This is a genomic window from Lysinibacillus sp. BF-4, from assembly GCF_000743635.1.
In the GTDB taxonomy this organism is placed as follows: Bacteria; Bacillota; Bacilli; order Bacillales_A; family Planococcaceae; genus Metalysinibacillus; species Metalysinibacillus saudimassiliensis.
Genome location: NZ_JPUW01000001.1, coordinates 285,511 through 307,101, shown reverse-complemented (window position 1 = coordinate 307,101; position 21,591 = coordinate 285,511). Strand labels below are relative to the sequence as shown.

Genomic DNA, 21,591 nt, shown 5'->3' with positions numbered 1-21,591 from the left:
TTGAGGAAGAAAACAAAAAACCCTTCTATCTAAAAATGGACAGAAGGGTAGTGTTAGCTACGTGTGTTTTCTTCCGTCCCTGTCCCTACGGATCAAGGCAGACTATCATTGTGTAAACTAAAAAAACAAGTAGGTACTGTTCGCATTAGATACAGTCCTACTTGTCACTATACAAGAGTTTTTTAAATTTTTCTACAAAATCTTAATATCTGCGGTATAAACCTCAACAACCTCACCGTTATCTTTTTGTACACGTAGTACGCCATCAGCGCTAATACCAATAGCCTCACCCTCAAATACTTCACGTGGCGTTGTAACATGCAGACGTTGTCCAATTGTACAAGATGCTTCTTCCCATAGCTCACGGATACGACCAAAGCCATGTTTCACATACATTTTAGAATAATGCTCTAGGAAGTAAAGGAAGTTTGCAATGAGTGCAGGGCGATCGATTTCTTCACCCTCCTCAATTTTTAATGAGGTCGCAATTGGGCGTAGCTCCTCAGGAAAATCCTCCTCATCTTGGTTAACATTAATCCCAACACCAATAAGTAACGCCTGTACAACATCTGACTCTGCTTGCATCTCCGTTAAAATGCCTGTGCACTTTTTACCATTAATTAAAATATCATTTGGCCATTTAATTTTAGGGTCACTAATATTTAGCATAGCTTTCATTGTATTTACTACCGCTACTGCGGTTACAAGTGTAAACTGTGGTGCACGGTGTGGTGGAATGTCAGGACGTAAAATAATCGTCATCCAAATGCCTTTACGACGCGTTGACTCCCACGGGCGCATCATACGCCCTTTACCTGCCGTCTGCTCTTCACTAATTACGACTGTACCATGCTTAGCTCCGTCCTGTACAAGTCGATGGGCAACCGTTTGCGTAGAGTCTACTACGTCATAATAATAAATTTCCTTACCGAATTCTTCTGTACGTGTCGCAAGCTCTGCTTTAATTTGTGCAGCCGTTACGGTATTTGGCACACCTGTTAATACATAGCCTTTTTTCTTAATCGTTTCGAAAGAGTAGCCCTCCTCCTCAAGTGCCTTCATATGCTTCCAAATCGCTGTACGCGATACATTAAATTCATCTGCTAATTTTTGTCCTGACACAGCCTCGCCGTTTGAGGCAAGTAATTGCTTAATAATTTTATCTTTCATTGTTGTCATTGCAGTACCAGCTCCTTATATGTTGTTTAGTATTTTCAACTTCACCGTATACCACTGCACGCTCAATAGTTGCTAGCGCTTGTTGTAGCCATTTACCTGGCTTTTCCTTACGCCACTCCTGTAGGTCATTACCGTTTACGGCTAGCTCTTGACGTGATTGAATAGGTAATGCTCGCTTATGGGCTAGCACCTCCTGCTCTGACACACCAGCACTAGTAAAATGGCGTGCCATATGTACCGCGCCAACAAGTGTAGCCTCATCAAATGTATAATAATCTGTTCGTGTAAAACCGCGCTCCACTAAGGCATCAAAAGCTAGTAATAGTTGTTTTACTGCGCGCTTTTCTTTATTTGTTAAACGGTATTGTTGCATTAGCTCAAGCTGTGTGCGATTAAAGTGCAACATATACGCCCAGCCTTCTACTACAGTACGTGGTATAAAACCAAACCACTTCTGTGCGTGCCAAACACCAGGTAGCACGTCAGCAATACTTGTTTCTTGCATCAGTGCAATAGCTGCTGTGACATGTTTACCCACGAGCATTTTATCAAGCTCCTGCTTTACACGCTCTATTGCAACAAATTGCAAATCCTGTGCGTGCTGTACCATCGCCTGCTTAGTATCAGGCGCTACTGTAAAGCCTAACTGTGCGGTAAAACGCACTGCCCGTAACATACGGAGTGCGTCTTCCGCAAAACGCTCTTTAGCATTACCTACAGCTCGAATAACTTGTTGTTGTAAATCCTGTTGCCCATTAAAATAATCAATGACCGTACCATCTGGCTTTAGCGCCATCGCATTAATTGTAAAATCACGACGCGCTAAATCTTCACGCAACTCGCGTACAAATTGTACTTGCTCTGGGCGGCGGTGGTCAGTATACTCACCATCCACCCGAAATGTTGTGACCTCAACAGGTGCAAGCGGATGAACGATGAGCACTGTACCATGCTCGATGCCTACATCTACCGTTGTTGCAAATAAAGGCTTCACCTCAAGTGGTAGCGCACTCGTTGCTACATCTACATCATTAACCGCTTTACCAAGAAGCGTGTCACGCACTGCACCACCCACTACATACGCCTCAAAGCCCACTTGCTGTAACGTCGCAATCACTTCAAAGGCAGCTTGCCATTCCTTACTGTTCATAGCGGCTCACCACTTCGTAATACAAAGCTTCGTATTCAGCTACAATTTTACTTGAATGGAAGTTGTTATACACTGACTGTACAGCAGCCTCGCAAAAGGCTTGGTGCTTTTCGTCATCTTCCACTAATTGCATCACACGTTTGGCAGCTAATTCAACGTCGCCAAGTGGCACTATATAGCCATCTACACCATCTTCAATTACTTCAGGTATACCACCAATTGCTGTACCCACACATGGTACACCGCAAGCCATTGCCTCAAGTAGCACTAACCCAAAGGATTCTTTTTCGGATAGTAGTAATTTAACATCGCTAATCGCATACAGCTCTGTTAAGCTCTCCTGTTTACCTAAAAACAACACATCCGCTTCATGCTCATACGTACGCACACAGTCCGTAATACGTTGCTTCTCTGGACCGTCTCCTACAAGTAAAAGCTTCGCTGGCATTTTTTCACGCACACGCATAAAGGTCGCAATAACATCTTCCACACGCTTAATTTTTCTAAAGTTAGAAACATGAATAATAACGCGTTCATTATCCTTAATACCAAACTGCGCTTTTAGATTACCTGTTTCTACCGGATGGTACTCCTGCTCATCTACAAAATTATAAACCGTTTCAATGGCCTTTTTTGTATTAATAAGCTCATACGTTTGTTGCTTAAGTGAGTTAGATACTGTGGTGACAATATCTGATTCATCTATCCCGTATTGAATGGCGCGAGCTAAGTTAGAGTCTTGCCCTAATACCGAAATATCTGTACCATGCAATGTTGTTACAATGCCAATGTCACGCTTACTCATACCACGTGCTAATACAGCACATACCGCGTGCGGAATAGCATAATGTACATGCAACACATCAAGCCCCTCATCTTGAATGACGTCTGCCATCTTACTAGCTAACGCAATATCATAGGGTGGGTATTGAAATACAGCATAGTTATTAACCGATACTTCATGAAAGAATACATTGGGATACATTTTATTTAAACGAAATGGTACACTCGACGAAATAAAATGAATCTCATGCCCCTTCTCCGCTAATAATTTACCTAATTCTGTAGCAATAACACCAGACCCGCCAACTGTCGGGTAGCATGTAATGCCTATTTTTAATTTTCGCATAGCGTCATCCCTTTCCTACGAGCGGTTTTGCTGAATGAGACGCCAATCTACGAAACCTTCTTGCAAACCTTTTAATAAAATTTCTGCCGTGCCCATATTCGTTGCGAGCGGCACATCATAAACATCACATAAACGTATTAATGCTGACACATCAGGCTCATGCGGCTGTGCTGTTAATGGGTCACGGAAGAAAATCACCATGTCCATTTCATTGTTGGCAATCATAGCGCCAATCTGCTGGTCTCCACCAAGTGGACCCGAACGAAAACGTTGAACAGGTAAATGCGTAGCTTCTATTACACGCTTGCCCGTAGTTCCCGTCGCATATAAAGTATGTTCACGTAAAATACCGCTATATGCAATCACAAACTCCACGAGTAATTCTTTTTTTTGGTCATGTGCAATTAATGCTATTTTCATGTGATTTTCCCCACTTAAATTAAATTTTCCAAACCATAAACAACCGTTTTTTGCTTCATTACTTCTTCAACACAATAAGCTACACCTGACATAAACGAGCCGCGGTTAAATGAGTCATGACGAATCGTTAATAATTGACCATCTCCACCAAATAGCACTTGTTGATGTGCTACTAAACCTGGTAAACGGACCGAATGAATATGCATGCCATCAAAATTAGCACCACGTGCCCCTGCATGTGTTTCTGTTTCATTAGGGTGACCTTGTTGTTTGCTTTGGCGCACCTCTTGAATCATTTGTGCTGTTTTTAGCCCTGTACCGGACGGAGCATCTAATTTTTGATCATGGTGCATTTCGATAATTTCAACATCCGGGAAGAAACGTGCTGCTTCCTTAGCAAACTTCATCATTAAAATTGCGCCAACCGCAAAGTTCGGTGCAATAATACACCCAAGCGCTTTTTCCTCTGCGAAAGCCGTTAGCTCTGCTAGTTGCTCATCTGTAAAACCTGTCGTACCTACTACAGGGCGAATACCAAGTGCCAACGCTTCCTTGGTATGTGCATAAACAGACTGAGGGTTAGTTAAATCAATTAACACCTCAGGTTTTGTCGCTGTGTGTAGCGCCTGTAAATCGGTAAATACAGGTGCTGTATAATCCGTTGGAAATAATCCTGTCTGTGCTAATGTTTCCCCAATTTCCTTATAATCTAACACAGCTACTAATTCCATATTTTCTTGTTTCATTACGGTATGCACCGCTTCTTGCCCCATTTTGCCACGTGCTCCTGCAATTGCTACCTTAATCAATTGTCCTCATCCTTTCGTGTCCAGCGATCCTTATCGCGTATTTCAAATTTATGTAGTACTTTGTCAAGTGCCTCATCCATTGCAATCCCCTGCGAATTAGCAAAGCAAATTAATACAAAGAAGAAGTCGCCAAGCTCCTCTGCCATATTGCTCTTTGCCTCTGTTGCTTTTTTCTTTTTTTGACCATGCACATGCTGCACCTCGCGCGACAGCTCACCAAGCTCTTCACTTAAGCGTGCTAACATTTCGAACGGTGGAAAGTAGCCTTCTTTAAATTGATCAATATACTCATCCACACGCGTTTGCAATTGTTGCATTGTTGGTTTTGTCATCTTTAACACTCCTTATTACTATATACTATTAGCTTACCATTCGTATGGTTTCTTGCCTATATAGAGAATTGACCTATCAAAAAAAGACATCTCACAAGGAGATGTCTTTTACTTAGTCGTCTGAACGCATGCCTGTATAAATTAATAATAAACGAGCAAGTTCCATAACAGCTACTAATGTTGCAGCAACATACGTCATAGCAGCTGCGTTTAGCACCTTACGTGCGCTACGCTCTTCATTATTACGTAAAATACCTGTTGCTACAAGTTGATTCATTGCACGTTTTGAAGCATCAAACTCTACAGGAAGTGTTACTACTTGGAATAACACACCCGCTGCTAATAAACCAATACCTGCTAATAATAGCCCTGGAAGATTTGCAAATAAACCAATCATCACAAAAATCCATGAAGCACTCGAAGAAATATTAGCTACAGGCACTAATTTACTGCGTACTGTTAAGAAAGTATACGCCTCAGCATGCTGAATGGCGTGGCCTACCTCGTGGGCCGCTACTGCATTACCCGCAATACTTGTTTCATAATAGTTGCTTTCTGATAGGGCAACCGTTTTTGTTGCAGGGTTATAATGATCTGATAAAAAGCCTTGATTTGGTACGACGCGTACATCAAATAAACCATTATCATCCAAAATTTTTCGTGCAACTTCCGCACCTGTCATACCTGATTGTGCATGGACATCTGAAAACTTACGATATGTCGATTTTACTTTAAATTGTGCATACATTGGCAATGCCAAAATGACAATAAAATAAACGATATATAATCCAATTCCCACTGTTCTCTCTCCCTTACATAAACTCTACGTCTAGTTTACTTACTCGGAATCGTTTCGGCAACCAATCCGCGCTTTTTTATGCAATAAATCGCTATTCCAATACATCCTATGGATAACCAGAACGTTACATAACCAATATAAGGCATATAACGGGTTAATGGACCATACATCGGCATTTGACCAAATACATAATCAATCACATCATTATGCAATGTCCAAATACCCGCGACTGCTACATGCCAGTACGTAAAGCTATAATATGCCAAATACACAATAGCCTGCACTGCCATCGCACCATGAGAAAAGACCAGCATCCAACCGTCAAAGCCAAGCTCACCAATTTCAGTGAGCATAAGTAGGTTCATATCTACTGCCCATACCCCGTATTTCACTAAAGTAATGAGCGCTAATGCTTCCATTAAGCGCCACTGCTTGCCCATCAACCAAGCAATTAAAACAAAACAAAAGAACAGGCTTGCGGTAGGACTATCCGGCACAAAAATATAAAAAATCGGTCGTGTAATAGCTAGTTGTGCGCCATACCAATAGTAACCATAAATTGTACCTAAAGCGTTAATCACTAATAGTAACCATAAAAACTTACGTGACGTTACAATATATTTGAGTTGGGCTAGTAACTGCATTAGCATATCTCCTCATAAAAAAAGAAGTGTCAGCTAAGTTTATGCAACTTATTTGACACCTCTAAATCTTATTCTTCTTCTTTAAGGCTAGAGATGAACTCTGCTAATTCTTTAAGCTCTTCGTCAGAACCTGCGAACGTACCACCTGGCATACCTGGTGCTTTACCTTCATGCGCGATAGTTTCAATTTCTTCAGCTTCTAAACCTGAGTTAATTAACATTGGACCTGCTCCACCTGTTAAGTCGCCACCGTGACATCCGATACATGAGGCAGCTGGACCTGTCTCATCCATCCAGATTTCATAACCTGGCATATCTTTAAAGTCTTCAATATCGACTTTTGGACCTTGACCTAAGTCAGAAGGTTTAATCTCACCTTGAGCTTTTGCAGCGTCCCAGTCATGGTTAGCAACAGACTCCCAAGTTAAGTAGAAAATAGACGCGATTGCTAAAAGCATAAATGCTGTTGGCAATGGACGCTTAGATGGACGACGCTCTGGCGTTGTATCTAAGAAAGGCATTAGCATTAATGCGCCAAATGCTAAACCTGGCATAACGATTGCTCCGATAATATTATATGGACCTGAAGCAAATGAGTACTTTAATAATTGGTACACGAATAAGAAGTACCAGTCTGGTAATGGAATATACGATGCGTTTGTTGGATCCGCAGGGCCCTCAAGTGGCGATGGGTGACCAACAGTAAGCAGTAGATAACCGATTAAGAATACAGCCCCTACCATCCATTCTTTTAATAAGAAGTCTGGCCAGAACGCTTCTGTTTTACCAGGGTATTCGGAATAATCTTTTGGAAGATTCGGCATACGATGATTCGCTTTAATACGAGAGTCACCGACGAACTTCATTCCTTTTCCGCGATGCATAGTGTCCCCTCCTTTATATACTTAAAAAAAATAGTTCATTAAATCATAGTGGACCTGAAATACCTTGACGACGAATCATGATAAAGTGAGCTGCTAATAATGCAAATAGGGCAGCTGGTAAGAAGAATACATGAATCGCGAAGAAACGCGTTAACGTTTGAGCACCGATAATTGTAGTATCACCCGCTAATAATACTTTAATCATATCACCAATAAATGGTACTGAACCTGCAATTTCAAGACCTACTTTAGTCGCGAATAATGCTTTCATATCCCATGGTAATAAGTAACCTGTGAAACCTAAACCAATCATAACACCAAAAATACCTACACCAACAACCCAGTTTAATTCACGAGGTTTCTTATAAGAACCTGTGAAGAATACACGAAGCGTATGTAAGAACATCATTACGATAACTAATGAAGCTCCCCAGTGGTGCATACCACGAACGATTTCGCCGAATGCTACTTCGTTTTGTAAGTAATAAACTGATTTCCAAGCATTCTCAACGTCAGGTACATAATACATTGTTAAGAACATACCTGATAAGATTTGGATTACTGTAATGAAGAATGTTAATCCTCCGAAACAGTATACGAATGCAGAGAAGTGATGGGCAGGGTTTACGTGTTCTGGTACTTCATGGTCGGCGATATCACGCCAAATTGGTGTAATATCAAGTCGTTCATCGACCCAATCATAAATTTTATTTAGCACTGATTTCGTACCCCCTTACAATCATTTTTTAACTAACGTATTTGGTCGTACTGGACCGATTAATAATAGTCCATCTTTTTCTTCAACTTCGAACTCATCTAGTGGGCCTAGAGGTGGTGTACCTGGAACGTTTTCACCATTTTTATGGTAACGTCCTGCGTGACATGCACAGAAGAACTCGTCTGGGTGGTTTTTGTCGCCTTCCCAACCTACTGTACAACCTAAGTGTTTACAAACTGGTGATAAAGCTACTACTTTATCGCCTTCTTTATAAACCCATGCCATTGCAGTTACATCCGACTTATACCATGCATCAATTTGCTCGAATGAGAAGTTAACTTTTACTGGTGTATCAGTTAATTCTGCAACCTTTTGATCAGTTGGAACGAAGTCACCTGCACCTTTACTTTGTAAAACTGGGTCAATCGCGAAACGAACCATTGGCATTAACATACCTGCCGCCATGAATCCACCAACACCTGTTAATGTGTAGTTAAGGAACTGACGTCTTGAAACTCGATTGTTACTCATCTTTTTCCCCCCTCTAACTTAAAGGTCAGTCCAACGGACATACTTTTAATAAATAGTAATACTAGGACATATCCATGATATATCAATAAAATAGGTAGGTCAATATCGCATTCAATTCATTTGGCAAGTTTGTGAACATTTATTGAATGTATTTTCTAGGCTTGCGACCATTTTGCAGAAAATACCGGAATAACTTGCGCTAATTGGTCTTCTAAAATTTTGTTCTTAACTGTCGCATCCATTGATTCTAAAGGAATTGATGGTAGCCATACAATATTATGGGTTTGTTGCAAAGTTGTTAACGCATGATCAGATGTCATAAAAAAGACATGTTTAAAGCCTGCTGCCTGTAATTGTTGTTCAAATAACATAACAGCACCACTTTGGTCTACACCTGTTAAATAAGTTACAGGTGGCATTAACATAATGCGCCCTTTAAATTGATGTTCAATAAAATTTGTTAGGTTAAGCAAATAATCTGAAGCTGAGCTACTTTGCTTAATCCCTTGCTCTGTTAAATCAATTTGTACAAGCGGTACGATAACCGTATCAATAAACTGCTTGTTAGTTAAAAAATCGCCTACATCTTTAACATTAAAAAGCATATTGTCCCCTCCAACTAAAAATAACGCCATTGTTCGGCAAAGTCTCGTTACCTAATGTAACATACTTAGCACGACAATAGCGTTATTTTTTTAGCTTTTTAAGCGTTCATATTGTTCGCTCAATTGTAAGAAGCGTTCCCTGTCACCTGCGTCAAGCGCTGCATCAAGCTCATTAAGGAGTTGTTGCTCGTTATATTGCACAGCTAGTTGCGCTGCAAGCTCAGCAATACCGTAACTTGCCTCTACTTTGGCTGGCCCGTAGCTATGTTCTTCTAATACTGCAACATAGTGTGGGCTCTGCATCGCATTTGGCAAAATCATTTCGATATAAACGGGCTCTTCATGCAAGCGTATGTCATGAAATGCTTTTTCTGCATCAAGTACCAATAAACCATGGGAGTAATATTGAAAGGCAATTGGTCCTTCTGTAGCAAATATAATAGCGCGTGGGCAATGATGTGCCTGCTCAACAAAACTTACGCGCGCTAGTGCTTCCTCATCGCTCACTAAATAATTTAAAATCCATACGCTTTCGCGCGATACGACGTCATGATTAGCTAAAAACCATTTAATAAAAAGACGCTTATCCTCTACCGAAACAGAAATACTCAATGTATCACTCCTCCTCTTGTAGTGTTGACACAAGTTCCGTCCATTCATCCACATAATCTTGTAGCTCATGTAATTTTTGTGCAACAGCGAGTGCATCTTGACGACGTCCCTCTTCTAATAGGAAGTAAACATATTCTGCTAAAAATGCCGCATCCTCGGAAAAATCAACATAAGCCTCATCATAATATTGTGCAGCCTTCGCATAGTGTTCTTCTTCTACATAGGCTTTTGCGATAAATGGATAGAGTGCTGTCCACTTAAAGTCTTGTGCATGTAATGTATCATTTAATTCAATAATTGCTTCGTATTGTTGTTGCTCTGCTAAAAATGCCATTAACGTCATAATGGCCTCCATATACTCAGGGTCTAATGCAATTGCTTCGCGTAGATGTTGCTCTGCATCCGCGGTTAAACCTTGCTTGAGCGCTAACTTTCCTGCGTATAAATAAAGTGCCTTGTCATACTCATCGCGCTGTAAGCCTTGACGGATTGTCGTATATGCATCCGCTAAGCGCTCCTCTATTTCATAGCACTGTGCAAGCAATAAATAAGCAGAGAAGTAATCAGGGTCAAGCTCTTTTAATTCTTCTAATGTTTTAATGGCATAGGCATACTGCTCAGATTGAAACGCCGCATAGCTGCGCCAAATAATGTATCTGGTTTAATTTCTTCGTCTAAGGCAAGTTTATAATATCGTAGCGCCTCCTCATAAGCCGCTCCTGCGCGGTAGACGTCTGCTAAACGTTCTGCTAATGATAAACCACCCATATGTGTTTGTTGCGTGTATAGCTCCTCATAAAGACGTGAGGCCTCTAAAAAGCGCCCAGTCTCTGCCAGTAGCTCAGCCTTAGCAAATTGTAATAGTGGCTCATTTGGTAAAACAACAAGTGCTTGTTCAAGTCGTTGCATCGCCGCTTCAAATAGACCTTGCATTTGGTAATAGTCAGCTAATGCTAATAGCGCCTGTGGGTACTCCTCAGCTTCTTCGTTTACTTGCATTAAAAAATCAAGCGCATTGTCTTCGTCGCCTAACTCCATTGCCACATTTGCGCGGTCAATCAATAATTGCGGCTCATCAGGTAGTAAAAACAATAAGTTTTGCAATATATCATCCGCTTGTGTTAAATAACCATAATGCATAAGTTGCTCAGCAATGGCATATTGGTCCTCAGGTAAAGCATCTATCATAAATTGTGAAAGCATTGCGTCAACTGTAGCTAAGTCACCTTGTGCAATGGCTTCGGTTAATTGTTCATATTGTTCGTTCATCATGTCACCCATTCTTTTATCATATCCTCTATGTTAGCGGACTGACCGTAAGACGACAAGAAAAAAAGCCTCTACTAAGAGAGACTTTTTGTAAGCTGTTCAATATGCTCAAAGAAATTAGGGTAAGAAATAGCGATGCATGCCGTATCATCAATGGTAACTTCACCATCCGCAATCAATGCGGCAATCGCACCCATCATACCAATACGGTGATCACCGTAGGAACGCAAATGTGCACCGTGTAATGGCGTTGGTCCTGTAATTACCATGCCGTCATTCGTCGCCTCAATCGTTGCCCCTAGTTTTGTTAATTCATCGACTACTGCTGTAATACGATTTGTTTCTTTGACCTTTAACTCCTCTGCATCACGAATAATTGTTGTGCCATGTGCTTGTGTTGCCAGTAACGCGAGAATTGGAATCTCGTCAATTAAGCGTGGAATTAAAGCGCCACCAATCGTCGTTGGCTGTAGTGTAGAGCTTGTGACAGTTAACGTAGCAGTTGGCTCAGCACCGTTTGTTTCATTGCTTACGTGTAAGTTAACATTCATTGCACGTAGCACCTCAATAATACCGTCACGCGTTTCATTCATGCCGACATTATCAAGCACTACTTCACTATTTGGCACAATCGCTCCTGCTACTAAAAAGAATGCCGCAGACGAAATATCCCCAGGTACAGCTACATGTGTAGCTGTAAGAGTTTGCCCACCAGCGAGTGTTGCCACACCACCCTCTGTAGCTACAGTGACACCAAATTGACGTAACATACGCTCTGTATGGTCACGTGATACAACATCTTCGCGCACAATTGTAGTACCCTCAGCATGAAGACCTGCAAGTAAAATAGCTGACTTTACTTGAGCACTCGCGACAGGCATTTTATAATCAATTGCCTTCAGTATTTTACCTTGAATAGCAAGTGGTGTAAACTGCCCATTCGCACGGCCGCGAATATCAGCCTCCATTAAACGTAACGGGTCAACTACACGACGCATAGGACGCTTAGCAATTGACGCATCACCCGTCATGATACTGTGTACCTTTGAACCTGCAAGTACGCCAAGCATTAGACGTGTTGTCGTGCCTGAGTTACCTGTATACAAAACTTCACTCGGCTCTTGCCACGCAGCAATACCTGGACTTGTAATGGTCACATTCGTTCCCTGCACGTCAATCGTTACACCTAACTTGCGAAAGCACTTAATCGTATCAAGCAGTCTTCACCTAATAAAAACCCCTCAACTGTTGTCGTACCAGCTGCCATAGCGCCAAACATAATGGAACGGTGTGATACAGATTTATCGCCAGGCACAGTTACTGCGCCTTGTAGGGTACAATTTAAATAATGTAATGTTTTTTCTGTCATAGCTATGCCACCTTTACGAAATAAATGTTTCAAATTTAGCGCGGCGCTCAATCGCCGTTGCTGCTCGCTTGCGGTCTTCTTCATTTTGGAAGCTAATGACTAGCACACCAAACACATCCTCACGCGACTCCACAATACGCAAATTTGTAATACTAATAGCTTCGTCTGCTAAAAAGCCTGTGATTTCCGAAATAACACCTGGGTAATCAGGTACATCAACATATAAATCAAAAGATGTAAAGAATGCGCCAGCACCAATAGGTAGCTCATCACGCACTGCTTTAGCCGAGGCAAAATAGTCCTCAATAGCTGTCTCATCATCTTCTTCAAGTAAATATTGTACCCGTGTCATTTCCTTTTGCCAATCTTGCAGTTGCTTAATAAGCTCTTTGCGATTTTGCATTGTAATATCACGCCATAAAATCGGGTTAGACGATGCAATACGCGTCACATCACGAAAGCCCCCTGCCGCTAATGAGCGCGTCATTGGGTAATCATCGTCTTCGGTACGAAGCTGATGCACTAATGAAGCCGCAACAATATGCGGGAAGTGACTCACAACCGCTGTCATATGATCATGTTCATGTGCTGACACACTTACTACTTTAGCGTGTGTAAATTTTAAGAGGCTCTCAAGCTTAGCCATATTAATAATTTCTTCACCAGCTAGCGGCGTAAGCATATAGTAAGCATTTTCAAACAAATGCGGCTTAGCGGCTAAAACACCGCTTTTATGTGAGCCAGCCATTGGGTGTCCACCAATAAACGTAATACCCATCGCTCGTAACTCACCAGCTTTTTGCATAATCGCTTTCTTTGTACTACCTGTATCCGAAATAATAACGCTTGGCTTAAGCTCCCACGTTTTAATAGCTTCCATCCACTCTAACGTCGCGTTAACAGGCGTACCAAAAATAATAACATCTGCCTGCGCACTAACCGCTTTAGGATCTTCTACTGCTTCATGCACAATATGTAGCATAGTGGCTTGCTCTCGCGTTTTAGCATCACGATCATAGCCAAAAATACGTACCTCTGGTGCTTTTTGAAGCGCTAATGCAATTGAGCCGCCAATTAACCCTAGCCCAATAACTAAAACATTACGTGTCATACGAGCACTCCTTGCTCCTGTAGCACCGCTTCTAGTTGTTCAAAGAACGCATTATTTTGTTCTTCCGTACCAATCGTTACACGTAGGTAACCTGGTGCACCTAATGCGCGCCCGCTACGTACGATAAAACCGCGTTGCATCAGTTTTTCAAAAACAATATCGCTATCAGCTTTAATTTCAAATAGTACAAAGTTCGTCGCAGACGGATAATAGTGCAAACCATGTTTGTCACAAAACGCTTCAAATTGGCGCTTACCACGTTCATTAGCAGCTACACATTCTTTAATAAACTGTTGGTCAGCTACTGCAATTTTTGCAATCTCATGACTTAACACTGTGTTATTAAATGGTGCTCGTACAGGGTCAATTTTTGCAATGATAGATTGATGTGCAATACCATAGCCTACACGGAAGCCTGCTAAGCCGTATGCCTTAGAAAATGTACGTAAAATAATGACATTAGGGAACTCATGAATTAATGGCAGGGTATTTTTGTGACGCTCATCTACCACATACTCAAAATAAGCTTCATCTAATACTACAAGAACATCTTTAGGCACCTGCGCTAAAAAGGCGCGTAATTCGTCATCTGCAATCACAACACCTGTTGGATTATTTGGGCTACACACCCATACAACAGAAGTATTGTCGTCAATTGCCTCAAGCATTTTTGGTAAATCATGTGCGCCGTCTACTACGGGCACTTTACGAACTTCTGCCCCCTCAATATCTGCATTATGCCAATATTGTGAGAAGGTAAGGTCTGCCATTACTGTATTCACACCTGGGTAAAGTAATGAACGCGTAATCATCGCAATTAAATCGTCTGAGCCATTACCAAAAATTAATTCATTTTCGCTTACTTGTAAATGTTGTGCCATCACGGTACGCAAGCTTTGAGCATAGCCATCTGGGTAAATCGCATGATTCACCGCTGCCTGTTGTAAAAATTCATTGATTTTTGGCGAACATCCAAATGGGTTTTCATTTGATGCTAGCTTTACAACTTCTTGCAGGTTATACATTTCCTTTACCGCTTCAATTGGTTTACCTGGTTGGTAAGCCTTCATATTATGAATTTGCTGTTTCCACTTCATTCGTACCGTCTCCTCTTCATTTCACTAAGTCTGGTCGTAATTTAATCGCATCATTTAAATAAATGTGCTGCACCTCTGCTTGAGCTACCTGTACCTCAGCGTGCATAAGCACACGAATACATAGCGGCAAAGCTTGTTCAACATTCATCTCATGCATACACATTACAGGCACATACTGCCACCCTTCCATTAAACGCACTGCACGCGCAGGAAAGGCTGATGTAATATCTGGTGTCGTTGAAATAATAACAGAAGTAATATCCTCTGCTGTCACTTGGTTAGCAGCTGCCATCTTTGCAACAAGTTTAGCTGTTTCCTGCCATACTTGCTCCGCCTCATCAGCTGTTACTGTAATTGCGCCTCGTAAGCCTCTAATCATACAAGCTCCTCCTTCACTAATGCACGTAGTTCGCGGTCAAGTTGCTCACATTGCGCTAATGTTACGGTTGTAACCGCTGGCTTACCAATTGCCGTTAAAACAACAAATTGTAGCTCACCATAGGCTACCTTTTTATCCTTCATTAAATATGTCGCAAGTTCCGCAAAATCATAGGAAAATACGGCATCTAGTGGGTACGCGTTGCGTTGTAAATAAGCTATAAATGCTTGCGTATCTTGTCGTGTAATTGTGCCCTCTTGCTCGCTCAGTAATAGTGTAAAGATTAAGCCAATCATAACTGCCTCGCCATGCGCAATTTTACCGTAGCCTGCTGCAGCTTCGATGGCATGACCATACGTATGGCCTAAATTTAAATATTTTCGCACAGACTGCTCTGTTTCATCCTCTGAGACAATAGCCGCCTTAACTTCAATGCCCTTTTTCAAGTCAATAGCTAAACGTGAAAGAGTCATTTCATCCTGCTTAATTGTTAGTAGTTCATTTAACCAAGCTGCATCTGACAAATACGCGTGCTTCACAACCTCAGCCATGCCTGAGCGTATTTCTCGTGGTGGTAAACTTGCTAAACATGCAATGTCATAAATGACCCCTTGAGGCTGATAAAATGCACCAATCATATTTTTACCTAGTGGATGATTAATCGCTGTTTTACCACCTACTGCACTATCATGCGCTAAAATCGTCGTTGGCACTTGAATAAATGGAATGCCACGCATATAAGTTGCGGCAACAAAACCTGTAGCATCACCTACAGCGCCACCACCAAAGGCTATAGCTAACGTTTTACGCGAAGCACCTAGCTCTAATAAAAAGCTCTGTGCAGCAAAATATTGTTCAAATGTTTTGCTAGCCTCACCGCCTGGAAATATAAAAAGTTCGTACGCATAAGGGAAGTTAGCTGTAAAATAAGCTTGTTGCGCCTCCCATACTGCCTCATCTGTAAAGACTACAATTTTATCTGCCTTCTCTAGCTGACTGCTTAGTGTTTGCATGGCCTCCGTAAGAATGCCCTGTCCAATCACAACGTCATAGCTATGTGATGCTGTCGAAACCTTGACCTGCTCCATAATTAAAACTCCTTCGTGTACTGACGGTGCGTTTCAATTTGTGCTTGTAGTTGTGGCAATTGATCACCATGGAACTGCTCTAAAATAGCACTTGCAATTTCCCATGCAATCACATGCTCAGCTACTACAGAAGCCGCTGGTACTGCACTACTATCAGAGCGCTCAATACTCGCCTCAAATGCTTCTTTTGTTTCAATATCTACACTTTGTAGTGGCTTATAAAGTGTTGGAATCGGCTTCATCACACCACGTACTACGATTGGCATACCTGTTGACATACCACCCTCTAAGCCGCCTAAACGATTAGTTGTACGCGTATAGCCTTTGTTCGCGTCCCACACAATTTCGTCATGCACTTGTGACCCTTTAAGTCGTGCCATTTCAAAGCCTTCGCCAAACTCTACACCTTTAAAAGCATTAATGCTTAACATAGCAGCTGCTAGCTTAGCATCTAATTTACGGTCATAGTGTACATATGAGCCTACACCTGCTGGCATTCCTTCAACAATAACTTCTACCACGCCGCCAATCGTATCGCCCGCTTCTTTTGTTGCATCAATCATCGCAACCATTTCTTTAGAAGCTGTTGCATCTAAGCAATAACATGGGTCATTTTCTACGATTTCACGAATCTCCGCTACTGTTTTACCTGTCGCTAATGTTGTATCTGCCTTAACGCCACCTATTTCGATAACGTGAGCAATAACATTAATGCCAAGCTCCGCTAATAATAGCTTAGCAATCGCACCTACTGCCACACGTACTGTTGTTTCGCGTGCAGACGAGCGTTCAAGCACATTACGTAAATCACGATGACCATACTTCATACCGCCTACTAAATCGGCATGTCCCGGACGTGGTCGTGAAATTTGACGTTTAATATCATTTGGGTCCACACCTTCTTCTAGTGGCTCAACCCCCATAATCTTTGTCCAGTGCTTCCAGTCGTCATTCGTTACCACTAGAGCTACAGGCGAGCCTAGTGTTTTACCGTGACGCACGCCACCTACAATTTCTGCTGTATCTGTTTCAATTTGCATACGACGACCGCGGCCATGACCACCCTGTCTTCGTTTTAAATCATGATTAATTTTTTCTAATGATATGGGTAATAATGAAGGTAACCCTTCAATAATTGTTGTTAATTGAGGTCCATGAGACTCTCCTGCTGTTAAGTAACGCATCTGCACTTTCTCCCTTCAACTCACTAAAGTATATGTCTTACACTATAACATAATTTATTTTAAAAAACAGCGCTAAATTCTTAATTGTTTGACACAAAGAAAAATTCGAATAGTTGCGCAATTTATTATAAAAAAATGCGCTTCGCCCCTTAAGCGATTAGCGCACTTTTACTTTATTGCATTTTACGATAGAAGAAAGTATCTTCTACTTCAAATTGATAACGTGCTGGTGAAAAAATTTGCTCTGTTGAGCCAACAAACAATACGCCACCTGGCTTCAATGCTTTACTAAAGTTTTGATAGATTTGATCTTTCGCTTCCTCAGTAAAGTAAATCATTACATTACGGCATACAATTAAATCATGATTACTATCATATGTATCCTTCAATAAATTGTGCTTCTTAAATGTTACACAGCGTTTAATTTCATCTTTAACACGATAAAATTCGCCTTCTTTTTCAAAGTACTTCGCTTTAATATCAGCTGGCACCTCTGCTAACGAACGCTCTGGGTAAACACCACGCTTTGCTTTAGCAATCGCATTGTCATCTAAATCCGTTGCCATCACTTGAATTTGCGACAATGGTAAATGTTGTGCTAACACCATAACGAGTGAATAAGGTTCTTCACCTGTTGAGCAAGCTGCACTCCAAATTTTAAGGCGACGATTATTTTGCAGTAAACGTGGGAAAATCTTTTTTTGTAATACTTCCCAACGTTTGCCGTTGCGGTAAAATTCTGAAACATTAATAGTCATGCGATCTAAAAACTCGTTCATCATGTCACGATCTGTCTCAACAGCTCGTAAAAAATCAACAAAGTTAGCATAGCCTTTTTTTTCATAGAGAGAGGTTAGTCGTCTCTTCATTTGCGCTTCTTTGTAGAGCGCCAAATCAATACCTGTTTTTCGTTTGATTCCTTCAACGAATTGTTCGTAACCTGACATGCTACATCTTTCCTCTCCTTCTGTTGTACCTATTATTATAGCTGATGTCGCTATTTTCGGAAACCGTTTTACGGAACTTTGCCATTTAAACAAAAATACGACCTTGCTACGAGAGCAGGTCGCATAATAAACGATTATAGTGCGTCTTCACCGAAGAATAACGCGATTTCACGTTGTGCTGATGCAAATGAATCAGAACCGTGGATAACGTTGTGTGATACTGTTGTTGAGTAGTCACCGCGGATAGTACCTGGTGCAGACTCAAGTGGGTTTGTAGCACCCATCATTAAGCGACCAACAGAAATTACGTTTTCGCCTTCCCATAACATTGCAAATACAGGACCTGATGTGATGAATTCTACTAATTCGCCGAAGAATGGGCGTTCAGAGTGCTCAGCATAATGTTGCTTAGCTAATTCCTCTGTAATTGTCATTAATTTTGCTCCACGTAAGTGGAAACCTTTACGCTCGAAACGGTCTACGATATCGCCAACTAGTTGACGTTGAACGCCGTCTGGCTTAACCATTAAAAATGTTTTTTCGATTGCCATGTTGTATACAACTCCTTTAGTTTATCTCAGAAGGCTTACACCTACCGATAAATAGTATCAAACTATCGTCTATAGTTCAACATATATCTTAAAACTTGCGCTTGCCCATAAACAAAGCAATATCGCGCAGCTTCTTTTTTGTTGGATGTTTTGGTAATTGCTCGATTTCATTGAGTGCTTTTTGTAAGTATTTATCACTTACTTTTTTGGCTTCTGTAATAGCTGACGACTTACGTAGCAATGTTAATAACGCATGGCGGTCTTGCTCTGTTAACGTTTGCTGTGCTACTACTTTATCAATATATGGCTTAATCATTGGATCATTTTTTGCTAGCAATATAGGAAGTGTAATATTACCTTGCAATAAATCACTGCCTGCTGGCTTGCCTAGCTCCTCGTCCGTTGCCATAATATCTAAAATGTCGTCAATAATTTGAAAGCTCATGCCCACAAAATAACCAAAACGGCGTAAATGTCGCACATCCTTATCATTAACGCCTGCCGCTACTGCACCAAGCTCACAGCTTGATGAAATTAACAGCGCTGTCTTACGCTTAATGCGACGGAAATAATCCGTCAAGCTTTGGTCAAGTCTAAATTTATCTTCAATTTGAATAACTTCACCATTACAAATCTCTACCATCGTGTGTGCGAGAATTTGATGCACACGAGGATTTTGCAGCGTAGTGATATACGCCAAAGCGCGAGCGAAAATAAAGTCGCCAACATACATCGCCACTTTATTGTTCCACTGTGCCTTAACGGTTTGCCTTCCTCTTCTCATATCAGAGTCATCAATCACATCATCGTGAACAAGTGACGCCATATGTATTAGCTCAAGTGGCACGGCAACATTTTTAATTTCTGCTACATCATAGTCGCCAAATTTGGCACCAAGTAACACAAATATTGGACGTATGCGTTTGCCACCTGCTTGTAATAAATGGATAGAAGCATCGTTTAGCAAGTGTGAAGACGAGTTTAACGCTTGTTCTAACTCTTTTTCTATAACATCTAAGTCTGATTTTAAATCAGCGTAGAGTAACTTCAACTTCAACTTTTCCACGTAAAAAATCCTTCCTCCATTAGATTTTAGGTTTGTAACCAAAATGGCCCGCTGCTGCCCCGCCGCTATAAGGCTTAAACTCAATGCGCTCAAAACCTGTTGTGGCAAACATACGCGCTAGCTGGGTCATACCTGGGAAGTCATTGGCTGATTCTTGTAACCAAGAATACTCATCATAGCTTTTAGCAAATACTTTACCAAAGGCTGGCATAATATATTTAAAGTACACACGGAAAGCTTGACGATACACCGGTAACTCTGGCTGTGATGTTTCGAGACATACAACTAAGCCACCTGGCTTAACTACACGATACATTTCACTCAATACCTGCATATAATCTGGTACATTACGTAAGCCAAAACCAATTGTTACATAATCAAACGTATTATCCTCAAATGGTAATGCCATCGCATTGCCTTGCATAAGTGTAATTTGCGGGTAGCTCGCTACCTTTGTACGCCCCACACTCAACATATTTTCACTAAAATCAAGCCCTGTCACATCACCTGTTGGACCTGCTGCCTCAGCTAGAGCAATTGTCCAATCAGCTGTGCCACAGCACACGTCTAACACTTTTGCGCCTTTTGCTACTTGCATACGCTTCATAACGTCTTTGCGCCATAGTACGTGCATTTTAAAGCTAATTACGCTATTCATCGTGTCATAGCTACCTGAAATACTTTCAAATACCTCATGCACGCGTTGTTCTTTTGTTTTTGCCATTATCGTTATGCCTCACTTTTTTTCATACCCATTTGAAAAATGAGCTCTTTAACAGTCGGTTGTAAAAATTGTGCTTGGGTGACTTCCTGTTGCAGCGATTTTTCTAGGGTCGCGATTTGTTCAGCTATAATTGCTACTGCATTTTGTGGCTCATCTAGGCGCTTTGTCAGTAGCGATAATTGTTGTTGCTCGTCATATAGGCGTTGCAACAGCATCCCTTGCTCAGCGATCTTGCTGTAGTGGGCAAACTGCTCTGTAGCAAAGTAATGCGTTGTTAATACGCTCTCCATTTGCTGAAGCGCTGTTAGCCACTGTGCCTCCGTTAAATTGGCTTGCTCATAAGCCTTTGCCTTTTGCTCACAGCGAATAATAATTGCCTGTGATAACGATTGAATTAAGGCGATATCATGTGAGGCTGCTAATAATTGATAATAGCGTCCACTATAATAGTCGCCTGCTAATACGGTAAGTTGCTGCTCTTTCGAAATCGCTGCTTGCTCCTCGATTAAATCATGCGCTGCGAGTGCAGCATGCACAACTCCTAAAACAATTGCATTTCGTTCATGCTGCGTCGTCGCTTCGCCATTGAAAAATGGTAGTAGCGCAAAAAACATGCGCTTCTCATCAACAATCGGTTGCCCGGTAAACTGTTGTAAAGTTCTATGACGAACATGCTTAAAAACAGCTTCTTTAAATCGTTGTAATTCTTTTTGAGCGTCTGTTACATTCATAGCCCTTGCTCCATTTCACTATTTAATCAATCTCTATTTGCGAGACTCGCTTGTAATGATACCGTGTGCGGTGTGTATTGATGCTTTACCACGCACTTTCATTGCTGAAGTATGCTCAGTAAATTGTGCAATCATTACTTCACCTTTGTCTAGCTTTTCAGCATGGTGAAACTTTGTGTCTGTACCACGTGTTAAACCAATTAACTGAACGCCATCTTCCTCTGCTTCAATTACAATATAATCTGTTTGTGCCATCATTACAC

The 21,591-nt window shown here is 41.3% G+C and carries 26 protein-coding genes and 2 pseudogenes; all 28 read right to left on the bottom strand.

Annotated features, from left to right (window positions below; translation table 11 throughout):
- Positions 1–192: 192 nt before the first annotated feature.
- Positions 193–1,179, bottom strand: coding sequence for a biotin--[acetyl-CoA-carboxylase] ligase (locus CH76_RS01560; protein WP_036141885.1), 987 nt, complete (start codon positions 1,177–1,179; stop codon positions 193–195).
- Complete coding sequence (locus CH76_RS01555; RefSeq protein WP_036141883.1) at positions 1,160–2,329, bottom strand: CCA tRNA nucleotidyltransferase; 1,170 nt, start codon at positions 2,327–2,329, stop codon at positions 1,160–1,162. The genes CH76_RS01560 and CH76_RS01555 overlap by 20 nt, the downstream gene beginning before the upstream one ends.
- Positions 2,319–3,458, bottom strand: a complete 1,140-nt coding sequence (gene bshA / locus CH76_RS01550) for an N-acetyl-alpha-D-glucosaminyl L-malate synthase BshA (protein ID WP_036141879.1) — start codon at positions 3,456–3,458, stop codon at positions 2,319–2,321. The genes CH76_RS01555 and bshA overlap by 11 nt, the downstream gene beginning before the upstream one ends.
- A gap of 15 nt (positions 3,459–3,473) precedes the next feature.
- Complete coding sequence (gene mgsA, locus CH76_RS01545) at positions 3,474–3,878, bottom strand: methylglyoxal synthase (RefSeq protein WP_036141876.1); 405 nt, start codon at positions 3,876–3,878, stop codon at positions 3,474–3,476.
- A 14-nt stretch (positions 3,879–3,892) separates the two neighbouring features.
- Positions 3,893–4,687: a 4-hydroxy-tetrahydrodipicolinate reductase gene (gene dapB / locus CH76_RS01540; protein WP_036141872.1), complete on the bottom strand. Its 795-nt coding sequence runs from the start codon at positions 4,685–4,687 to the stop codon at positions 3,893–3,895.
- A complete protein-coding gene (locus tag CH76_RS01535; protein WP_036141869.1) occupies positions 4,684–5,019 on the bottom strand; it encodes a nucleotide pyrophosphohydrolase in 336 nt (111 codons plus the stop codon). The genes dapB and CH76_RS01535 overlap by 4 nt, the downstream gene beginning before the upstream one ends.
- Before the next feature lie 112 nt (positions 5,020–5,131).
- Complete coding sequence (locus CH76_RS01530) at positions 5,132–5,812, bottom strand: zinc metallopeptidase (RefSeq protein ID WP_036142230.1); 681 nt, start codon at positions 5,810–5,812, stop codon at positions 5,132–5,134.
- A gap of 41 nt (positions 5,813–5,853) precedes the next feature.
- Entirely contained in the window at positions 5,854–6,462 is a 609-nt protein-coding gene (locus tag CH76_RS01525) for a DUF1405 domain-containing protein (protein ID WP_036141866.1), read from the bottom strand.
- 68 nt (positions 6,463–6,530) lie between these two features.
- Positions 6,531–7,346 carry a menaquinol-cytochrome c reductase cytochrome b/c subunit gene (locus CH76_RS01520; protein ID WP_036141863.1) on the bottom strand — a complete coding sequence of 272 codons (816 nt, stop codon included), beginning with the start codon at positions 7,344–7,346 and terminating at the stop codon, positions 6,531–6,533.
- Positions 7,347–7,389: 43 nt separating this feature from the next.
- Entirely contained in the window at positions 7,390–8,064 is a 675-nt protein-coding gene (gene qcrB / locus CH76_RS01515; RefSeq protein ID WP_036141859.1) for a menaquinol-cytochrome c reductase cytochrome b subunit, read from the bottom strand.
- 21 nt (positions 8,065–8,085) lie between these two features.
- Positions 8,086–8,595 (bottom strand): ubiquinol-cytochrome c reductase iron-sulfur subunit, encoded by a 510-nt coding sequence (locus CH76_RS01510; RefSeq protein ID WP_036141856.1) that lies wholly within the window; start codon positions 8,593–8,595, stop codon positions 8,086–8,088.
- 155 nt (positions 8,596–8,750) lie between these two features.
- On the bottom strand, positions 8,751–9,200 hold the full coding sequence (locus CH76_RS01505) for a DUF2487 family protein (RefSeq protein WP_036141853.1): 450 nt from the start codon (positions 9,198–9,200) through the stop codon (positions 8,751–8,753).
- Between the two features lie 90 nt (positions 9,201–9,290).
- Positions 9,291–9,812: a YpiB family protein gene (locus CH76_RS01500; RefSeq protein ID WP_036141851.1), complete on the bottom strand. Its 522-nt coding sequence runs from the start codon at positions 9,810–9,812 to the stop codon at positions 9,291–9,293.
- Positions 9,813–9,816: 4 nt separating this feature from the next.
- Positions 9,817–10,356, bottom strand: coding sequence for a tetratricopeptide repeat protein (locus tag CH76_RS14245; RefSeq protein WP_369792346.1), 540 nt, complete (start codon positions 10,354–10,356; stop codon positions 9,817–9,819).
- A gap of 3 nt (positions 10,357–10,359) precedes the next feature.
- Positions 10,360–10,413: pseudogene (locus CH76_RS14240) on the bottom strand (hypothetical protein); the annotation flags it as partial.
- On the bottom strand, positions 10,401–11,084 hold the full coding sequence (locus CH76_RS14235; protein WP_369792345.1) for a tetratricopeptide repeat protein: 684 nt from the start codon (positions 11,082–11,084) through the stop codon (positions 10,401–10,403). The gene CH76_RS14235 and the pseudogene CH76_RS14240, both read right to left, overlap by 13 nt.
- 71 nt (positions 11,085–11,155) lie before the next feature.
- Positions 11,156–12,450 (bottom strand): annotated as a pseudogene (gene aroA / locus CH76_RS01490) (3-phosphoshikimate 1-carboxyvinyltransferase).
- Between the two features lie 13 nt (positions 12,451–12,463).
- Positions 12,464–13,561: a prephenate dehydrogenase gene (locus tag CH76_RS01485; RefSeq protein ID WP_036141848.1), complete on the bottom strand. Its 1,098-nt coding sequence runs from the start codon at positions 13,559–13,561 to the stop codon at positions 12,464–12,466.
- Positions 13,558–14,658 carry a histidinol-phosphate transaminase gene (gene hisC / locus CH76_RS01480; RefSeq protein ID WP_036141845.1) on the bottom strand — a complete coding sequence of 367 codons (1,101 nt, stop codon included), beginning with the start codon at positions 14,656–14,658 and terminating at the stop codon, positions 13,558–13,560. The genes CH76_RS01485 and hisC overlap by 4 nt, the downstream gene beginning before the upstream one ends.
- Before the next feature lie 16 nt (positions 14,659–14,674).
- Positions 14,675–15,037 (bottom strand): chorismate mutase, encoded by a 363-nt coding sequence (gene aroH / locus CH76_RS01475; protein WP_036141843.1) that lies wholly within the window; start codon positions 15,035–15,037, stop codon positions 14,675–14,677.
- Positions 15,034–16,125 carry a 3-dehydroquinate synthase gene (gene aroB / locus CH76_RS01470; protein WP_036141840.1) on the bottom strand — a complete coding sequence of 364 codons (1,092 nt, stop codon included), beginning with the start codon at positions 16,123–16,125 and terminating at the stop codon, positions 15,034–15,036. Before aroB ends, aroH begins: the two co-directional genes overlap by 4 nt.
- A 2-nt stretch (positions 16,126–16,127) precedes the next feature.
- Entirely contained in the window at positions 16,128–17,309 is a 1,182-nt protein-coding gene (aroC, locus tag CH76_RS01465) for a chorismate synthase (protein ID WP_036141837.1), read from the bottom strand.
- A gap of 173 nt (positions 17,310–17,482) precedes the next feature.
- A complete protein-coding gene (locus CH76_RS01460; RefSeq protein WP_036141835.1) occupies positions 17,483–18,256 on the bottom strand; it encodes a protein-glutamate O-methyltransferase CheR in 774 nt (257 codons plus the stop codon).
- Positions 18,257–18,390: 134 nt separating this feature from the next.
- Positions 18,391–18,807, bottom strand: coding sequence for a nucleoside-diphosphate kinase (gene ndk, locus CH76_RS01455; protein ID WP_036141833.1), 417 nt, complete (start codon positions 18,805–18,807; stop codon positions 18,391–18,393).
- Positions 18,808–18,895: 88 nt separating this feature from the next.
- Positions 18,896–19,873 carry a heptaprenyl diphosphate synthase component II gene (gene hepT / locus CH76_RS01450; RefSeq protein WP_036141830.1) on the bottom strand — a complete coding sequence of 326 codons (978 nt, stop codon included), beginning with the start codon at positions 19,871–19,873 and terminating at the stop codon, positions 18,896–18,898.
- 19 nt (positions 19,874–19,892) lie between these two features.
- Positions 19,893–20,597, bottom strand: a complete 705-nt coding sequence (locus CH76_RS01445; protein WP_036141827.1) for a demethylmenaquinone methyltransferase — start codon at positions 20,595–20,597, stop codon at positions 19,893–19,895.
- A 5-nt stretch (positions 20,598–20,602) separates the two neighbouring features.
- Positions 20,603–21,328, bottom strand: a complete 726-nt coding sequence (locus CH76_RS01440; RefSeq protein ID WP_036141824.1) for a heptaprenyl diphosphate synthase component 1 — start codon at positions 21,326–21,328, stop codon at positions 20,603–20,605.
- 33 nt (positions 21,329–21,361) lie between these two features.
- Positions 21,362–21,583 carry a trp RNA-binding attenuation protein MtrB gene (gene mtrB, locus CH76_RS01435; protein ID WP_036141821.1) on the bottom strand — a complete coding sequence of 74 codons (222 nt, stop codon included), beginning with the start codon at positions 21,581–21,583 and terminating at the stop codon, positions 21,362–21,364.
- Positions 21,584–21,591 lie beyond the last annotated feature (8 nt).

Bases quoted from the DNA above. Each gene is read 5' to 3' on its own strand.
- CH76_RS01460 (WP_036141835.1), bottom strand. From the start codon at position 18,256: ATGTCAGGTTACGAACAATTCGTTGAAGGAATCAAACGAAAAACAGGT.
- CH76_RS01440 (WP_036141824.1), bottom strand. From the start codon at position 21,328: ATGAATGTAACAGACGCTCAAAAAGAATTACAACGATTTAAAGAAGCT.
- CH76_RS01485 (WP_036141848.1), bottom strand. From the start codon at position 13,561: ATGACACGTAATGTTTTAGTTATTGGGCTAGGGTTAATTGGCGGCTCA.
- bshA (WP_036141879.1), bottom strand. From the start codon at position 3,458: ATGCGAAAATTAAAAATAGGCATTACATGCTACCCGACAGTTGGCGGG.
- CH76_RS01560 (WP_036141885.1), bottom strand. From the start codon at position 1,179: ATGACAACAATGAAAGATAAAATTATTAAGCAATTACTTGCCTCAAAC.
- CH76_RS01525 (WP_036141866.1), bottom strand. From the start codon at position 6,462: ATGCAGTTACTAGCCCAACTCAAATATATTGTAACGTCACGTAAGTTT.
- CH76_RS01505 (WP_036141853.1), bottom strand. From the start codon at position 9,200: ATGCTTTTTAATGTTAAAGATGTAGGCGATTTTTTAACTAACAAGCAG.
- aroB (WP_036141840.1), bottom strand. From the start codon at position 16,125: ATGGAGCAGGTCAAGGTTTCGACAGCATCACATAGCTATGACGTTGTG.
- CH76_RS01510 (WP_036141856.1), bottom strand. From the start codon at position 8,595: ATGAGTAACAATCGAGTTTCAAGACGTCAGTTCCTTAACTACACATTA.
- aroH (WP_036141843.1), bottom strand. From the start codon at position 15,037: ATGATTAGAGGCTTACGAGGCGCAATTACAGTAACAGCTGATGAGGCG.
- aroC (WP_036141837.1), bottom strand. From the start codon at position 17,309: ATGCGTTACTTAACAGCAGGAGAGTCTCATGGACCTCAATTAACAACA.
- mgsA (WP_036141876.1), bottom strand. From the start codon at position 3,878: ATGAAAATAGCATTAATTGCACATGACCAAAAAAAAGAATTACTCGTG.
- CH76_RS01520 (WP_036141863.1), bottom strand. From the start codon at position 7,346: ATGCATCGCGGAAAAGGAATGAAGTTCGTCGGTGACTCTCGTATTAAA.
- CH76_RS01445 (WP_036141827.1), bottom strand. From the start codon at position 20,597: ATGGCAAAAACAAAAGAACAACGCGTGCATGAGGTATTTGAAAGTATT.
- CH76_RS01535 (WP_036141869.1), bottom strand. From the start codon at position 5,019: ATGACAAAACCAACAATGCAACAATTGCAAACGCGTGTGGATGAGTAT.
- CH76_RS14235 (WP_369792345.1), bottom strand. From the start codon at position 11,084: ATGATGAACGAACAATATGAACAATTAACCGAAGCCATTGCACAAGGT.
- mtrB (WP_036141821.1), bottom strand. From the start codon at position 21,583: ATGGCACAAACAGATTATATTGTAATTGAAGCAGAGGAAGATGGCGTT.
- ndk (WP_036141833.1), bottom strand. From the start codon at position 18,807: ATGGCAATCGAAAAAACATTTTTAATGGTTAAGCCAGACGGCGTTCAA.
- hisC (WP_036141845.1), bottom strand. From the start codon at position 14,658: ATGAAGTGGAAACAGCAAATTCATAATATGAAGGCTTACCAACCAGGT.
- CH76_RS01555 (WP_036141883.1), bottom strand. From the start codon at position 2,329: ATGAACAGTAAGGAATGGCAAGCTGCCTTTGAAGTGATTGCGACGTTA.